Origin of the sequence: Janibacter limosus NBRC 16128, from assembly GCF_001570985.1 — a bacterium.
Lineage (GTDB): Bacteria > Actinomycetota > Actinomycetes > Actinomycetales > Dermatophilaceae > Janibacter > Janibacter limosus.
Window position 1 is genome coordinate 56498 of the sequence record NZ_BCSS01000002.1, and the last position, 14779, is coordinate 71276.

Consider the following 14779-nt stretch of genomic DNA (forward strand, 5'->3'; position numbering starts at 1 on the left):
GCTGGCATAGCGTGGGGGCATGTCCTCTCCCGCCGACCGTTACGCCGCTGCCCGTCGACGCAGCGGTGCGGAGCTGACCGCCTTCGCCGCGTCCGTCGGCTTCGAGCTCGACCCCTTCCAGATCGAGGCCTGCGAGGCGGTCGAGGCGGGCCACGGGGTGCTCGTGGCCGCCCCCACCGGTGCCGGCAAGACGATCGTCGGTGAGTTCGCGGTCCACATGGCGCTGGCCCGCGGGCAGAAGGCCTTCTACACCACGCCGATCAAGGCGCTGAGCAACCAGAAGTACCACGAGCTCGCCGAGCGGCACGGCCACGACAACGTCGGGCTGCTGACCGGCGACACCTCCGTCAACGGCGAGGCGCCGGTCGTCGTCATGACGACCGAGGTCCTGCGCAACATGATCTACGCCGGGTCCACGACGCTCGACACGCTCGCCTTCGTCGTCATGGACGAGGTGCACTACCTCGCCGACCGATTCCGTGGAGCGGTCTGGGAAGAGGTGATCATCCACCTGCCGAGGTCGGTCCAGGTGATCTCGCTGTCCGCGACCGTGAGCAATGCCGAGGAGTTCGGCGACTGGCTCGCGGAGGTCCGAGGCGGCACCGAGGTCGTCGTCTCCGAGGTGCGTCCGGTCCCGCTGTGGCAGCACATGCAGGTGGGGCGCGATGTGCACGACCTCTTCGTCGACGAGGAGAGTGCCGCGCAGGGTTCGCCTGCCAAGGTCAACCCCGAGCTGCTCGACGCCATCCGCGACAAGGTCCGCTCCGGAGGTGGCGACGGTCCGTCGCACGGTGGCAGGGACGGGCGCCCGGGTCGAGGGGGGCACGGTGGCCGTGGAGGACGGGACCGCCGCGGCGGTCGTGACACCAGGGACTCGCGAGGCCGTGGTGGCCACAGCGCCCCGGGCCCGCGCGGGGGTGGGGGCCGCTTCGGTGGCGCAGCCTCGCGCACCGAGGTCATCCGCGAGCTCGACCGTGACGGTTTGCTCCCGGCGATCACCTTCATCTTCAGCCGCGCCGGGTGCGACGGCGCGGTGGGCCAGCTGCTGGGCAACGACGTTCGCCTGGTCTCCGAGCGCGAGGGCGAGCGCAACCGGCGCACCGTCGAGGAGCGCACCGCGTCCCTCGAGGGGGAGGACCTGGACGTCCTGGGCTACCACCAGTTCGTCGAGGGCATCTCGCGCGGATTCGCCGCCCACCACGCCGGGATGCTCCCACTCTTCCGCGAGGTCGTCGAGGAGCTCTTCACAGCCGGACGCATCCGTGCGGTCTTTGCCACGGAGACCCTGGCACTGGGCATCAACATGCCCGCCCGCACCGTGGTCCTCGAGAAGCTGGTGAAGTTCAACGGCGAGTCGCATGTCGAGATCACCCCTGCGGAGTACACCCAGCTGACCGGACGCGCGGGTCGTCGTGGCATCGACGTCGAGGGGCACGCCCTGGTCGTGTGGTCGCGCGGGATGGACCCGATGGCGGTGGCCGGTCTCGCGCAGACCCGGACCTATCCCCTTCGCTCCAGCTTCAAGCCGACCTACAACATGGCCGTCAACCTCGTCGCCCAGGTGGGCCGGCAGACGGCCAAGGAGGTGCTGGAGACCTCCTTCGCCCAGTTCCAGGCCGATCGGTCCGTCGTGGGGATCGCGACCCAGGTGCGCGACCAGCAGGAGTCCCTGCAGGCGTACGCCGAGGCGATGCACTGCCACGTCGGTGACTTCCGCGAGTACGCGGCGCTGCGCCGCCGGATCACGGATCTGGAGAAGGAGGGCTCGCGCAAGCGCAATGTCAATCGTCGCGCGGAGATCGCCGTGTCGCTCGAAGCCCTGCGCGTCGGTGACATCGTGCGCCTCGGTGGACGACGGGCCGGTGTCGCGCTCGTCATCGCGCCGCCGCGCTCGTACAAGGGAGAGATGTCAGCGCCCACCGTCCTCACGGAGGACAAGCAGGTCCGCCGCCTGACCGCCACGGACCTCGATCGACCGCTCACTCCCTTCGGCCGACTCGCGGTGCCCAAGGGGTTCAACCCCAAGTCGGTCAAGCAGCGCTCCGACCTCGCCGCGACGCTGCGGATCAAGGCGCCCCACGAGGACGCCCCGAGTGTGCGGCGGCACGCCAAGGAGAGCGCGCAGGGGGAGGACGAGCGCCTCGAGCAGCTGCGGCGGGAGCTGAAGTCGCACCCCTGCCACCAGTGCCCGGAGCGGGAGGACCACGCCCGGTGGGCGGCCCGCTGGTGGAAGCTCAAGCGGGACAACTCCGCCCTGCAGCGCAAGGTGGAGATGCGCACCAACTCGGTGGCGCAGACCTTCGAGCGGATCTGCACGGTGCTCGTGCAGCTGGGCTACCTGGGCGAGGACGGTGAGAGCGTCACCGAGCTCGGCAGCAGGCTGCGTCGGCTCTACACGGAGAAGGACCTGCTCGCGGCCGAGTGCCTGCGCGGTGGGGCGTGGACGAGGCTCGACCCCGCCGAGCTGGCTGCCGTCGTCTCGATGCTCGTGCACGAGCCACGGCGCGACGAGCACGAGGCCTTCCCCCGGATGCCCACGGACGGCGTCTCCGACGCGTGGCTGGACATGGTCCGGCGCTGGAGCGAGCTCGAGGACCTGGAGGGTGTGCATGCGCTGCAGCAGACCGGGGAGCCCGACGGGGGACTGGCCTGGGCCATCCACCGGTGGGCCAGCGGCCGACGCCTCGACGAGGTGCTGTCGGGGTCGGAGCTCACGGCTGGCGACTTCGTGCGTCGCTGCAAGCAGGTCGTCGACCTGCTCGACCAGGTGGGCGATGCCGCACCCGAGCCGCACCTGCGCGGCGTGGCCCGCACCGCCGTCGACAAGGTGATGCGTGGCGTCGTCGCCGCCGACCGGCTGGACTGACTCAGTGACTCACTGACGCAGCGCGGTGGCGACTCGGTCGAAGGCTGAGGTCAGGCCGTGCTCGACGGCCAGCCGGCTCATCGCTGCCGGGTCGACGATGTCCGCCGGCAGGTGGATGTCCACGTCGCCGACCGGGACGTCATGCGCGACGCGCACGACGAGCGGGGCGACGTCGAGGTAGTCGCTGGCCTCCTCGAGCCGCAGCCGTCGGGCACCCTTGATCGTCGGGTCGCCAGCCGCGAGTGCCTCGCGCACCCCGGCGAGAGAGCCGAAGTCCCGGATGAGGGTCGCGGCCGTCTTGTCGCCGATCCCCTTGACGCCCGGGAGCCCGTCGCTGGTGTCCCCACGCAGAGCGGCCATGTCCGCATAGGCGTCGCCCGTGCTCACGCCGTACTTGCCCTCGAGGAAGGCCTGGGTGATGACATCGGGGTCGCGCACCCCGCCGCGTGCGGTGTAGAGGACCCGGGTGGACGAGGCATCGTCGACGAGCTGGAAGAGGTCGCGGTCGCCGGTGACGATGTCGATCGGCATGACATCGCGGTAGCGCATGGCATAGGTGCCGATGACGTCGTCGGCCTCGTAGTGGGCAGCACCCACGCGGGCGATGCCGATCGACTCGAGGGCGGCCACGATGAGCGGGACCTGGGGGGACAGCTCGTCCGGGACGTCCTCGCCGTCGGCGGCGTCCTCGGAGACCCGGTGGGCCTTGTAGGTGGGGATCGCGTCGACCCGCCACTGTGGCCGCCAGTCGTCGTCCCAGCAGGCGACGACGTGCGTGGGCCGGTAGCGGGTGATCAGGGTCGCGACCATGTCGAGGAAGCCGGCGACCGCATTGGTCGGCAGACCCGATGGGACCGGTGCCCGCTCAGGCACCCCGTAGAAGGCACGGAAGTACAGCGAGGCGGAGTCGAGCAGGAGCAGGCGGTCACGCGCCGAGTCGGACATGGCCCCGACCCTACGGGTCCCTCGCCTATGGTTCACCCATGGAAGCGGCCGATCGACGCATCATCGACCTCCTGCGCGCCGACGGGCGGATGAGCTACACCGACCTGGGCAAGGCGATCGGGTTGTCCACCTCCGCGGTGCACCAGCGGGTGCGCCGGCTCGAGGAGCGCGGCGCCATCACCGGCTACACCGCCGTCGTCGACGCCTCCGCGCTGGGCACGCCGCTCACCGCCTTCATCTCGGTCGCGCCGCTGGACCCCAGCGCCCCGGACGATGTGCCCGATCGGCTGCAGGGCATCGAGGAGATCGACGCGTGCTACTCCGTCGCCGGGGACGCCAACTACCTCCTCCGGGTGCGGGTGAGCACACCGCAGGCCCTCGAGGAGCTGCTGGGCAGGATCCGCAACCGCGGGGGAGTGTCGACCCGCACCACCGTCGTCCTCAGCACCTCGTGGGAGTGATCACGGCCTTGCCCGCGCGACTCCTCCTGGCGCTCGCCGGCGGGCTGTGCCTGTGGCTGTCATTCCCCGACCACGACCTCGGGTACCTCGCGATCGTCGGGGTCGCCCTCGTGGGGATCGCGATGTGGGACGTACGGCCGCGCACGGGAGCGCTGCTGGGTCTGGTTGCCGGTGTCGCCTGCTTCGTCCCGACGCTCAGCTGGTCGGGAATCTTCGTCGGCAAGTTCCCGTGGTTCGCCCTGGCCATCACGGAGGGGCTCTACCTCGCCGCGATGGGCGCGGTCCTCGCCGCGGTCCAACGCCCGCTCATCCGTGCCGGTCGGCTCCTGCCTGCGGCACTGCTCGTCCCCGTGCTCTGGGTGCTGCAGGAATGGCTGCGCGGAACCCTGCCGTACGGCGGTTTCCCGTGGGCGCGCATCGCCTTCTCCCAGGCGGACACCCCCTTCGCCCGGTGGGCCGCCATCGGGGGAGCGCCCCTGATCACCTTCGTCGTGGCACTGATCGCCGTGCCCGTCGTACTCGTCGTCGTCACTCGACGGGTCCCTGTCGTCGCGGTCGCGCTCGCCGTCGTGGCGGGGCTCGCGGCCTTCGTCGTTCCCGTGCCCACGAGCGGCGAGTCGAGCGCGCGGGTCGGTCTCGTGCAGGGCAATGTGCCCCGGGCCGGGTTGGACTTCAACGCGGAGCGGCGCCAGGTCCTGGACAACCACGTCGCCGGCACGGAGATCCTCGCGGAGCGGCACGAGGACCTCGACCTGGTCATCTGGCCGGAAAACTCCTCCGACATCGACCCGCTGCGCAATGTTGACGCCAAGGAGCAGGTCCAGCGTGCCCTGGACGCGGTCGACACACCCATCATCGTCGGGGCGATCCTCGACGAGCCGGCGCCGGCGGTGTCCAACGCCTCGCTGCTGTACGTGCCGGGCGGGGGAGAGCCGCAGCGCTACGTCAAGCAGCACCCCGTCCCCTTCGCCGAGTACGTGCCCCACCGTGAGTTCTACCGGCTCTTCAGCTCCAAGGTGGACCTGGTGCGGGACGGCTTCGCCAAGGGCGACCGCAATGTCGCCTTCCCCATTCAGGGCCGAGACGGTGACTTCACCGCAGTACCGACCATCTGCTTCGAGGTGGCCTACGACGGTCTGATGCGCTCGGCGGTCAAGGACGCCGAGGCGAAGGGGAAGCCCAGCCTCCTCGTCGTGCAGACCAACAACGCGACCTTCGGGTACTCCGCCGAGTCGACGCAGCAGTACGCCATCTCGCGGATCCGGGCCATCGAGCACGGCCGCAGCGTGGCGCACGTCTCCACCGTCGGGGTCTCCGGGTTCATCAACCCCGACGGGTCGAGCACCCCGACCACGGAGCTCTTCACCGCGGCCCAGCCCGTCGATGACGTCGTCCTGCGCAGTGGTCTGACGATCTCGGACCGTCTCGGACCGTGGGTCGAGTGGGGGAGCGGCCTCGTGCTGCTCCTGGCCGTGGCGTGGCGACTGCGCCGATCCCGGACGGGTAGGGTCGAGTCCCGGTCGACCGACGACCGCTCCACCGTCCAGATCGAGGAAGCCTCCACCGGTGCCTGACTCCCTCCAGCCGCGTCCGCCGATCGAGCGGGTCGCCGTGCTCATCCCCACCTACAACGAACGCGACAACCTGCCGCTCGTCGTCGAGCGGGTGCGGGCCGCGGTGCCGACCGCCGATGTCGTGGTCCTCGACGACAACTCTCCTGACGGCACCGGCGAGGTCGCCGATGCATTGGCGGCCGGCGACGATCACGTCAAGGTCCTCCACCGCCAGGGCAAGGAGGGCTTGGGTGCTGCCTACCTCGCCGGCTTCGCGTGGGCGCTCGAGCGGGGGTACGACGCCGTCGTCGAGATGGACGCTGACGGGTCCCACCGCCCGGAGCACCTGCCCACCATGCTCGAGGTCGCGGCAGACGCCGACCTGGTCATCGGCTCGCGCTATGTGCGCGGAGGCAAGATCGTCAACTGGCCGCTGGATCGCAAGGCGATCAGCATGGCCGGCAACATCTACATCAAGGCCATCCTCGGGATGCCGGTCAACGACGCGACGGCCGGTTATCGCGTCTACCGCGCCGAGACGCTGCGCACGATCGGTCTGGACAAGGTCGAGAGCGCGGGCTATGTCTTCCAGACCGATCTGACGGTGCGGACCGTGCGTGCCGGACTCACGGTCGTCGAGGTCCCGATCACCTTCATCGAGCGTGAGATCGGCGACTCCAAGATGGACGGGGACGTGGTCCGCGAGTCGATGGCGCGCATCACGCGCTGGGGCCTGGCCCATCGCCGAGGACAGCTGCTGCGACTCCTCGACCGAGAGCCGACCTGGCACCGACTGTGATCCACGGACCTGCACCGACACGGCGCCGCCGCCGACTGGCGCTGGTGCCCCTTGCCCTGGTGCTCTGGGTGATCCTCGAGGTGGCCGTCCTCATCGCGGTCGGTCGCTGGATCGGCTTCTGGCCGACGCTGCTCCTCGTCATCGTGCTCTCCGCGCTCGGCGCCTGGCTCCTGCGTCGCGAGGGCCGCAAGACCTGGCAGTCGCTGCGGACGGCACTGCGCAGCGGCCAGATGCCCAGTCGAGAGATCGCGGACGCCGTGCTCGTCTTCGTCGGCGGCGTGCTGCTCACCCTGCCCGGCTTCGTCTCCGGCATCGTCGGCCTGGTCTTCGTGCTGCCGTTCACCCGCCCGGTCGCCCGCATCGGGCTCGAGACACTCGTCGCCCGACGGTTGCTGGCCGCGGGGATGTCGGTGGCTCCCGGGGAGGCGCGGGTGCGTCGCACACGTGACCGTGACGAGGGTGACGGCGACGTCGTGGAGGGCGAGATCGTCGACGAGTGACCCTTTGAGGCGGTTGCTTCGCGACCTCCTCAGGGAGCAAAAGGTGCGATGAGTGCGCACGAAGAAACCCGCACGACCATCCGGTCGTGCGGGTTCTTCGATGCCTACGTGATGATCAGGCGGTGCGCTTGCGCGGCTTCTCGCCACGCTTGGCGCGCAGCAGCGCCAGACGCTCCTCGAGGAGCTCCTCGAGCTCGGGGATGGAGCGACGCTCGAGCAGCATGTCCCAGTGGGTACGCACGTGCTTGGCGGGCTTGAGCTCCGGCTCCGGACCGTCGATCAACTTGCCGAGCTTGCCGCAGCGGCACTCCCAGGTGCTGGGGATGTCGGCCTCGACGGAGAAGGGCAACTCGGTCTTGTGGCCGTCGTCGCAGACATAGCCCGTGATCTGACGGTCGCTGGGGACGACATTGTCCGTCGTCTCCATGCTGAAACTGACCATGCGCGTCCCGCGCAGTGTGCGCTCTGCCATGTTGCGTGTCTCCTGGTGCTCTCGCGACGTCTGCGCCCCTGCGTGCGCAGACGTCTCATGTCCCATAACGCTGTGGATGCGTTGGATGTTCCTGCTGCTCGCGTCATTGCGTCGCAGCGCCCCTGCCAGACCTGCGTGTGAGCGGACGAACCGCGATCCTCACGGGTCAACGGGTGGGGCGACCCCACAGGATAGCGCGTCTTGGTCGTGTCGCGCACCTTGTGCCGGATCGGGGCGATAGCCTCGCCTCGTGACCGACGCGACGAGGCCTGCGGAGCCGACCACCGCCCTGCGTGCCGAGCCCAAGGGAGGCCGCGGCCGCATCTTCGGCTGGGCCATGTGGGACTGGGGCGCCCAGCCCTTCAACACGGTGATCACCACCTTCGTCTTCGCGGTCTACCTGACGAGTGAGAGCTTCGGCTCCACCAACACGACCTCGACAGCGCTGGCGATCGCGACCGCCATCTCGGGGCTGCTCGTCGCTCTGCTGGCACCGGTGCTGGGACAGAACTCGGACCGCTCGGGCAAGGGCGTGCGCAACCTGCGCGTCCAGACGTGGGTCCTGGCCGCACTGTCGGCGGCCCTGTTCTTCATCAAGCCCGAGCCTGGCTTCCTCGTCCTGGGCCTGGTCCTGCTCGGCGCTGGCTCGATCATCTCCGAGATCGCCAGCGTCAACTACAACGCGTCGATCGAGCAGGTCGCCTCGCCGCGCAACATCGGCCGTGTCTCCGGCTTCGGCTGGGGCATGGGCTATCTCGGCGGCATCCTCGTCCTGCTGCTCATCTACTTCCTGTTCATCCAGCCCGACGTGGGCCTCTTCGGGGTCACTGACGCCGACGGACTCGACATCCGTGTGTCCATGCTCGTGTGCGGTCTGTGGATCCTGCTCTTCACCTTGCCGGCCTTCGCGGTGCTCAAGGACACCCCCAAGGAGGCGGCGCCGCGCGTCGGCATCGTCGACTCCTACAAGCTCGTGTGGGACTCGCTGCGTCGCCTGTGGGGACAGTCGCGCCACACCGTCTACTTCCTCGGCGCCTCAGCCCTCTTCCGTGACGGACTGGCCGGCGTCTTCGCCTTCGGCGCGATCCTGGCTGCCGGGACCTTCGGCATGTCGGCCGGCGAGGTCGTCATCTTCGGCGCGGTCGCCAACATCGTCGCAGGCATCGCGACCATGCTCTTCGGTCTGCTCGACGACGTGTTGGGGCCCAAGCGCGTCATCCTCATCTCACTCGTCGCCCTGACGGTCCTCGGCCTCGGCATCTTCATCTTCCACGACGGTGGCAAGACCGTCTTCTGGACGATGGGGCTCGCGATGACCGCCTTCGTGGGGCCTGCGCAGGCCTCTGCACGCAGCTTCCTCGCGCGCGTCATCCCGGAGGGGCAGGGGGGCGAGATCTTCGGCCTCTACGCGACGACAGGCCGGGTCGTGTCGTTCTTGTCGCCTGCAGCTTTCGCCTTCTTCATCTGGGTGGGCTCGGTCGTGACCGACGACGACAACACGCAGTACTGGGGGATCCTCGGGATCGCCCTCGTCCTCGTCGCCGGGCTGGCCGTCCTCATCCCCGTCAAGACCCCGCAGGAGCAGGTGGGTCCGCAGGCCGGCTGACTCAGCCCGAGTACTCCCAGTGCCACGGCTCCGGCAGTGTGCCGCCCGCCGCTGCCCACGAGGGGTGGAACCAGCCGTACAGGGGCGCGTTCTGCTGCATCCAGGCGTGCGCAGGGTGACCGAAGTTGTTGATGCCACCGCACAGGTCGAGGGCCTTGCCCAGGCCGTGGTTGCTCGTGCCGGGTGCCGCGGCCCAGCCGCCCCTGTTTTGCTTGGTCACGACCTGCTCTGCGTAGGAGCGGTAGCTGTCGGTGACGCAGATCAGGTTGCCGGTGTCGCGTTGGTAGGCCTTGCTCATCGCGTTGAAGGCGGCCGCAGCCTGCGGCCGCAGGGACTCACCCGGTCCGCCCAGGAGGGGACACATGGCGCTCGGCGGGATCTGACCGTTGGGGAAGGTGTCGCTGTTGGTCGAGCATGGCTTGGCGTCCTCGAACTGGGTGACGTCCTGCCCCAGCTCCTTGAGCGCAGAGGTCAGCCGGTCGCTCGCGCCCTGGGCCTTGTCGTCGGGGCTGCCGATGAGCGCGTTGACGACGGGTCCGGCCTTTTGCAGCTCCTCGGAGTGCTTGCGACGCAATGTCTCCAGCTCGCTCTTGCGCTCCTTGAGCACCTTGTCCGCGCGCGACTTGGCCGTGTCGGCGCGCTTCTTGGCCTTGGCGGCCTTGGCCAGCGCCGTGTTCTTCTTCTTGGTCAGCGAGGCCTGGGTGACGGTGTCCTCGCGTACGAGGTCGACCGAACGGATCCGCTCGTCCGTCAGGTAGCTGAGGTCGCCGGCGGAGTTGCCCGAGGTCTGTGAACCGCTGGTGATCGTCCCCAGCATGGTGACCGTGTCGGAGTAGCCGCCCTGCGTGTAGGTGTTGAAGGCCCAGTCACGCAGGTCCTGACGCCCCTCCGAGAGGCGACTCTTGTAGGTGTCGAGCTCGGTCTGAGCCGTGTCCGCCTCGTCCTTGGCGGTGTTGTACTCGTCGCGAGCCTCCGCCTTCTTCTGGAGGAGCTTGTTGGCCTTCTTGGAGTAGGACTTCAAGGACTTCACCGCTGCCGCGATGTCCTTGTTGTCCTTGACGAGGTCGGCCGTGAGCCGATCGGCCTCGGCGATCTGCGCGTCGAGGTCATCACCGCCCAGAGGCGTGTCGTTGGTGTCACCGACGGGTGACGTGGCATCGGGTGTCCACGCGACGCTGGGGTCATCAGTCGTGTCGGCGGTGGGCTCAGTCGTGGTGTCCGAGGTGGGTTCAGTCGTCGTGTCCGTCGGGGGAATGGTGGGCTCGGCGCCAGCCGATGGCGAGAGTGCGATCCCGCTCGCGAGGCAGAGCGCGAGCACAGCCCGAGTGGTGCCGTTGGGACGGCGGATGCCACGACGCATTGATGTTCTCCTGAAAGCAGACCGGGGTCATCTTAGGCCCGATGGGGGACTGGCGTACATGCCCTGTGATCAGGACCGCGTGCACGCAGCCCACGGCCACGGAGGATCAGCCCCCTCGGGTGCCGCTCGTTGCCTTCTTCGACGTGGCCTTCTTGGTCGCGGACTTCTGGGTCGCTCGGGTGGTGGAGGAGTCGGTCGACCGAGCGGCCACCTTGCGGGCCTTGGTCCGCAACCGCACCTGGCGCAGGGAGCCCTCGGCGCGGGTCTCGAGGTAGGGCTGCTCCTCGACCAGCGTGGAGAGCTTTTGGTGGCCGAAGGCCCGTGGGTCGAAGTCTGCCTGGGCGCGACTCAGGTGCTGTCCGACGGTGCCGAGCGTGCTCCAGCCGTCATCCCCGGAGGTCGCGTTGATCGCCTTGGTCAACGCGGACTGCAGGTTGACCGTGGCCTCGGGAGCCTCCACCGACTCCTCGGCGCGACCCCCTTCGTCCTTGCTGTCGTCCTCGTCTCGGGCCTGCTCCTGGAGCAGCTCGAGGAAGATGAACTGGTCGACCGCGCGACGCAGCGACTCCGGCGTCTTGCGCAGACCCAGCCCGTAGACACGCTTGCCCGACTCACGCAGCCGGGTGGCCAGCCGAGTGAAGTCGGAGTCGGAGGAGACAAGGGCGAAGGCCTCGACATTGCCCTGCCAGAGCAGGTCCATCGCGTCGATGATCAGGGCAGAGTCGGTGGAGTTCTTGCCGACGGTGTAGGCGAACTGCTGCACGGGCTGGATGGCATTGCGGTGCAGCTCGGGCTTCCAGCCGCCCAACTGGGTGGTCGTCCAGTCGCCGTAGGCCCGCTTGACCGTCGGCGTGCCGTACTTGGCGAGCTCCTCGAGGACTGCCGCCGTGTGCTTGGCCGAGACGTTGTCGCAGTCGATGAGCACGGCGATGCGGGTGGAGGTGCTGGTGAGGGCGTCCATGGTCGGCAACCTACCTGTCGGTGGAGCACATCACGCCTGCTCCTCCGCGAGCCACTGGTCGTGGGTCACCCCACCGATGTGGCTGTCGGCTCGAGCGAGCAGCAGATCCCCTCGCAGTCCGCGTCCGAAGGCGCCGGGCATCGGGAACTCGATGACGCGGACCCGCTCGCGCCGCACTGCCAGGACCAGGCGAGCCATCTCGGCGACGGTCATCACCTCGGGTCCGGCGATGGAAGGCCCCTCGCCCCGGGGCTCGCCCTCGGCGACGTCGAGGAGCAGCTGCGCCACTTCGGACGTCGAGACGGGCTGGGACCGGATCCTCGGGACCATGGCGATGGGGCCGAGGCGGGTGCGCTCCAGCGTCTGGAGACCGAACTCGTGGAACTGTGCGGCTCGCACCACCGTGCCGGTGGGGTCCGCGAGCACGACCAGCTCCTGGGCCCGCTTGCCGCCGTAGTACCCCGAGTCGATCTCGGGTGCGCCGATGATCGACAGCGCGACGTGGTGGCGCACTCCTGCTGCGCGGCCGGCCGACAGCAGGTTGCCTGTCACGCGCTCGAAGAAGGCGACCGACTTCGGACCTGACATCGTGAGCACGGAGGTCACATCGATGACCGCATCGACCCCGGCGAGGTGCTGCTCCAACCCGGACGACGAGGTGAGGTCCACCCCCTTCGCACGGGAGAGGACGACGACCTCGTGACCGCGCCGCTCGGCGGCCGCGACGATGGTCCGACCCACGACGCCGGTGCCACCGGCGACGGCAAGGCGCACCTCAGGACGTCTTCTTGCCGCGTCGGGCTCGCGGGACGGGCCGGACGACGAGCACGGGACATGGTGCCGTCGCCTGCACACGCTGCGCGGTGCTGCCGATGAGGACGGTGTCGGTGAGGCCGCGGCTGCCGCTCGCGAGCACGATCAGCTCGATGTTGGACACCTTGGCCGCCCGGTTGATCTCGCTCGAGGGCGTGCCACTGCGGACCCGCGTGCGCACCGTGGTCTCCGACCAGTCGTCGAACTCGGCAGCGATGACGGCAACGGCCGCCTCGGCCTCTGCCTTGAAGGAGCTGCTGAGCAAGGGCTTGGGCGCCTTGGCGTCGGCGGAGATCTCGTCGACGAAGGAGACGCTGGCCAGCGGCCGCGTCACGGCGAGCACGAGGATCCCCGTGACCTTGCTCGGATCGGCGAAGGACTTGAAGTGGCGGGCGGCGCGCAAGGACTGGCGCGAACCGTCGGTGGCGATGAGGACGTGCATGTCAGCTCTCCAGGTTGGTCGAGGGGCGTCGACCGCCGACGAGGCGTTCGACGATGAAGAGGACGACGCCGACGGCCAGCAGGGCGGCGCAGTAGATGAGCGACCCCGGGTCGTCGTAGATGACGTAGCCGAGGATGAGGAAGTTGGCGACCACCCCGATGGCGAGCAAGGGACGTGATGCGCGGAAGGCCTCCTCGGTCCGGTCGTGCTGGTCCAGCTTGACCGCGGAGATGATGACCAGGGCGTAGATCAGGAGGGTGAAGACGACCGTGACATTGGCCAGCTGGGCCAGGTCCGCGCCCGAGACGAGCAGCCCCGCGATGACCAGGACGGAGAAGAGGATCGCCAGCCACGGCACCTGACGACTGCTCACCTTGGCGAAGGGAGCGGGGACGACGTCCTCGCGGGCCATGCCGTACAGGATGCGCGACTCGGTCACGAGGCAGACGAGACAGGTGTTGGTGATGGCGACCATGGCGATGATGGCGAAGATGATCGTCAGGACGGCCACGGACAAGGGTAGGATGCCCACCTTGACGACCTCGAGCAGCGCGGCGTCGGACTGGGCCAGCTGCTCGATCGGGACGGTGATCGCCGCCGTGACCGCGATGAGGACGTAGAGGACCCCGGCGGTGGCCATGCCACCGATGAGGGCTCGCGGGAAGTCGCGACGCGGGTTCTGCGTCTCTTCGGCCAAGTTGGCCGCATTCTCGAAGCCGGTCATGGCGAAGAAGGCCAGGGCGACACCGGCGAGCAACCCGAGCGCGGGGTTGCTCTCGGTGGAGAACTCGGTGATCCGGGAGAAGTCGACCTTGCCCTGGACGGTGGCCACGACACCGATGATGAGCACGATGACCAGACCAGTGATCTCGATGAAGGTCATGATCATGTTGGCCACGACCGACTCGGTGATGCCGACGAAGTTGATGATCGCCAGTCCGACGATGAAGGCCAGGGCCACCACGAGGGCCGGCGCTGCCGCCCACACCTCGCCGAAGTACTGCGCGAATCCCGTGGCGAGAGACCCGGCCGCGGCATAGCTCGCGGAGAGCATGCAGAAGGTGATGAAGAAGGTGAGCGTCTTGTTCTTGAAGGCCTTGTTGACGTAGAGCGCGGCGCCCGCAGCCTGGGGGTACTTGGTCACGAGCTCCGCGTAGGCCAGGCCGGTGATCGTCGCGACCGTGACACCCACGGCGAAGGCCGCCCAGAAGGCGCCCCCGACGGCGCCGGCGACCAGACCGATGAGGACATAGATACCGGACCCGAGGACGTCGCCCAGGACGTAGAAGTAGAGCAGGCGGCCGGTGACACCTTGCTTGAGCTCGGAGTCCTCGTTGACATGGGCGCCACCCCCGGGGCTGGCTGTGTCGACCGACATGAGCGGGCCTTCCTCCCGGGTGCGCCACCGTTGTGGCGCCGTGGTTCCCGTGACCCAGATCACAACGGATGCGCGCCGCTGTCAACTGGAAGCGGGCGCCGGCGTGTCGTCGGACGCGTCCTGCGCCGGACTAGGCGTCGTCCGCCGGACGCGTGCGGCCACGCTTGATCTGGCCACGCTGGGACTTGGCCTCGAGCCGCCGACGCTGCGAACCACGGGTGCGCTTGGTGGCGCGCCGGGGTGGGGGAGGAGGTGAGAGTGCTTCGCGCAGAAGGGAGGCCATCCGCTCACGCGCAGCGCTACGGTTGCGTCGCTGGGACCTGAACTCGGACGCGTCGACGGTCAGGATCGTGCCCACGAGCCTCGGGGTTAGGCGCTCGAGAGCGCGCTCCCGCTGCCGGTCGGTGAGCGCTGTGGTCGTGGCGAGGTCGAGGGAGAGCTGTACGCGCGAGTCGGTCGTGTTGACGCCCTGGCCGCCGGGACCGCTGGAGCGGCTGAACTGCTCGGACAACTCCGGTCCGGGGATCAACAGTCCATCTGGGATCCCCGGACCGGGAGGGACGCGCAGCTCGTTCACCACCTCAGGATGTCAGGCGTGGAGGAAGGTCGTCTCGCCACGTGGG

At 69.0% G+C, this 14779-nt stretch carries 14 protein-coding genes; 6 read left to right on the forward strand and 8 right to left on the reverse strand.

Annotated elements, in window-relative coordinates:
- Window positions 1-19 precede the first annotated feature (19 nt).
- The gene (locus JLI01S_RS01075) at window positions 20-2866 is read left to right on the forward strand and encodes a DEAD/DEAH box helicase (RefSeq protein ID WP_068258700.1); all 2847 of its coding nucleotides are present in this window, start codon (window positions 20-22) and stop codon (window positions 2864-2866) included.
- Window positions 2867-2875: 9 nt separating this feature from the next.
- Here JLI01S_RS01075 and JLI01S_RS01080 read toward each other — a convergent pair whose 3' ends face one another.
- Window positions 2876-3811 carry a 5'-3' exonuclease gene (locus tag JLI01S_RS01080; protein ID WP_068258703.1) on the reverse strand — a complete coding sequence of 312 codons (936 nt, stop codon included), beginning with the start codon at window positions 3809-3811 and terminating at the stop codon, window positions 2876-2878.
- A 38-nt stretch (window positions 3812-3849) separates the two neighbouring features.
- Here JLI01S_RS01080 and JLI01S_RS01085 point away from each other — a divergent pair, with 38 nt between their 5' ends.
- The 4 genes from JLI01S_RS01085 to JLI01S_RS01100 are packed head-to-tail and all read left to right on the forward strand — an operon-like array spanning window position 3850 to window position 7124.
- Window positions 3850-4272, forward strand: a complete 423-nt coding sequence (locus JLI01S_RS01085; RefSeq protein WP_068258705.1) for an Lrp/AsnC family transcriptional regulator — start codon at window positions 3850-3852, stop codon at window positions 4270-4272.
- An 8-nt stretch (window positions 4273-4280) separates the two neighbouring features.
- The gene (gene lnt / locus JLI01S_RS01090; protein ID WP_245634479.1) at window positions 4281-5846 is read left to right on the forward strand and encodes an apolipoprotein N-acyltransferase; all 1566 of its coding nucleotides are present in this window, start codon (window positions 4281-4283) and stop codon (window positions 5844-5846) included.
- Window positions 5839-6624, forward strand: coding sequence for a polyprenol monophosphomannose synthase (locus JLI01S_RS01095; RefSeq protein WP_068258709.1), 786 nt, complete (start codon window positions 5839-5841; stop codon window positions 6622-6624). Before lnt ends, JLI01S_RS01095 begins: the two co-directional genes overlap by 8 nt.
- A 44-nt stretch (window positions 6625-6668) precedes the next feature.
- The gene (locus JLI01S_RS01100; protein ID WP_245634480.1) at window positions 6669-7124 is read left to right on the forward strand and encodes an FxsA family protein; all 456 of its coding nucleotides are present in this window, start codon (window positions 6669-6671) and stop codon (window positions 7122-7124) included.
- Window positions 7125-7239: 115 nt separating this feature from the next.
- Here JLI01S_RS01100 and JLI01S_RS01105 read toward each other — a convergent pair whose 3' ends face one another.
- On the reverse strand, window positions 7240-7596 hold the full coding sequence (locus JLI01S_RS01105) for an RNA polymerase-binding protein RbpA (protein WP_068258713.1): 357 nt from the start codon (window positions 7594-7596) through the stop codon (window positions 7240-7242).
- Window positions 7597-7846: 250 nt separating this feature from the next.
- Here JLI01S_RS01105 and JLI01S_RS01110 point away from each other — a divergent pair, with 250 nt between their 5' ends.
- Entirely contained in the window at window positions 7847-9202 is a 1356-nt protein-coding gene (locus JLI01S_RS01110) for an MFS transporter (protein ID WP_245634481.1), read from the forward strand.
- A gap of 1 nt (window position 9203) precedes the next feature.
- Here JLI01S_RS01110 and JLI01S_RS01115 read toward each other — a convergent pair whose 3' ends face one another.
- The 6 genes from JLI01S_RS01115 to arfB form a co-directional block, all read right to left on the reverse strand.
- The gene (locus JLI01S_RS01115) at window positions 9204-10562 is read right to left on the reverse strand and encodes a M15 family metallopeptidase (protein ID WP_068258715.1); all 1359 of its coding nucleotides are present in this window, start codon (window positions 10560-10562) and stop codon (window positions 9204-9206) included.
- A gap of 106 nt (window positions 10563-10668) precedes the next feature.
- Window positions 10669-11523 (reverse strand): NYN domain-containing protein, encoded by an 855-nt coding sequence (locus tag JLI01S_RS01120; protein WP_068258717.1) that lies wholly within the window; start codon window positions 11521-11523, stop codon window positions 10669-10671.
- A gap of 30 nt (window positions 11524-11553) precedes the next feature.
- Window positions 11554-12297 (reverse strand): SDR family oxidoreductase, encoded by a 744-nt coding sequence (locus tag JLI01S_RS01125; RefSeq protein ID WP_068258719.1) that lies wholly within the window; start codon window positions 12295-12297, stop codon window positions 11554-11556.
- A gap of 1 nt (window position 12298) precedes the next feature.
- Window positions 12299-12778 carry a universal stress protein gene (locus tag JLI01S_RS01130; protein WP_068258721.1) on the reverse strand — a complete coding sequence of 160 codons (480 nt, stop codon included), beginning with the start codon at window positions 12776-12778 and terminating at the stop codon, window positions 12299-12301.
- A gap of 1 nt (window position 12779) precedes the next feature.
- On the reverse strand, window positions 12780-14156 hold the full coding sequence (locus JLI01S_RS01135; RefSeq protein ID WP_068258723.1) for an APC family permease: 1377 nt from the start codon (window positions 14154-14156) through the stop codon (window positions 12780-12782).
- Window positions 14157-14286: 130 nt separating this feature from the next.
- On the reverse strand, window positions 14287-14733 hold the full coding sequence (gene arfB / locus JLI01S_RS01140) for an alternative ribosome rescue aminoacyl-tRNA hydrolase ArfB (protein ID WP_068258725.1): 447 nt from the start codon (window positions 14731-14733) through the stop codon (window positions 14287-14289).
- Between the last annotated feature and the right edge of the window lie 46 nt (window positions 14734-14779).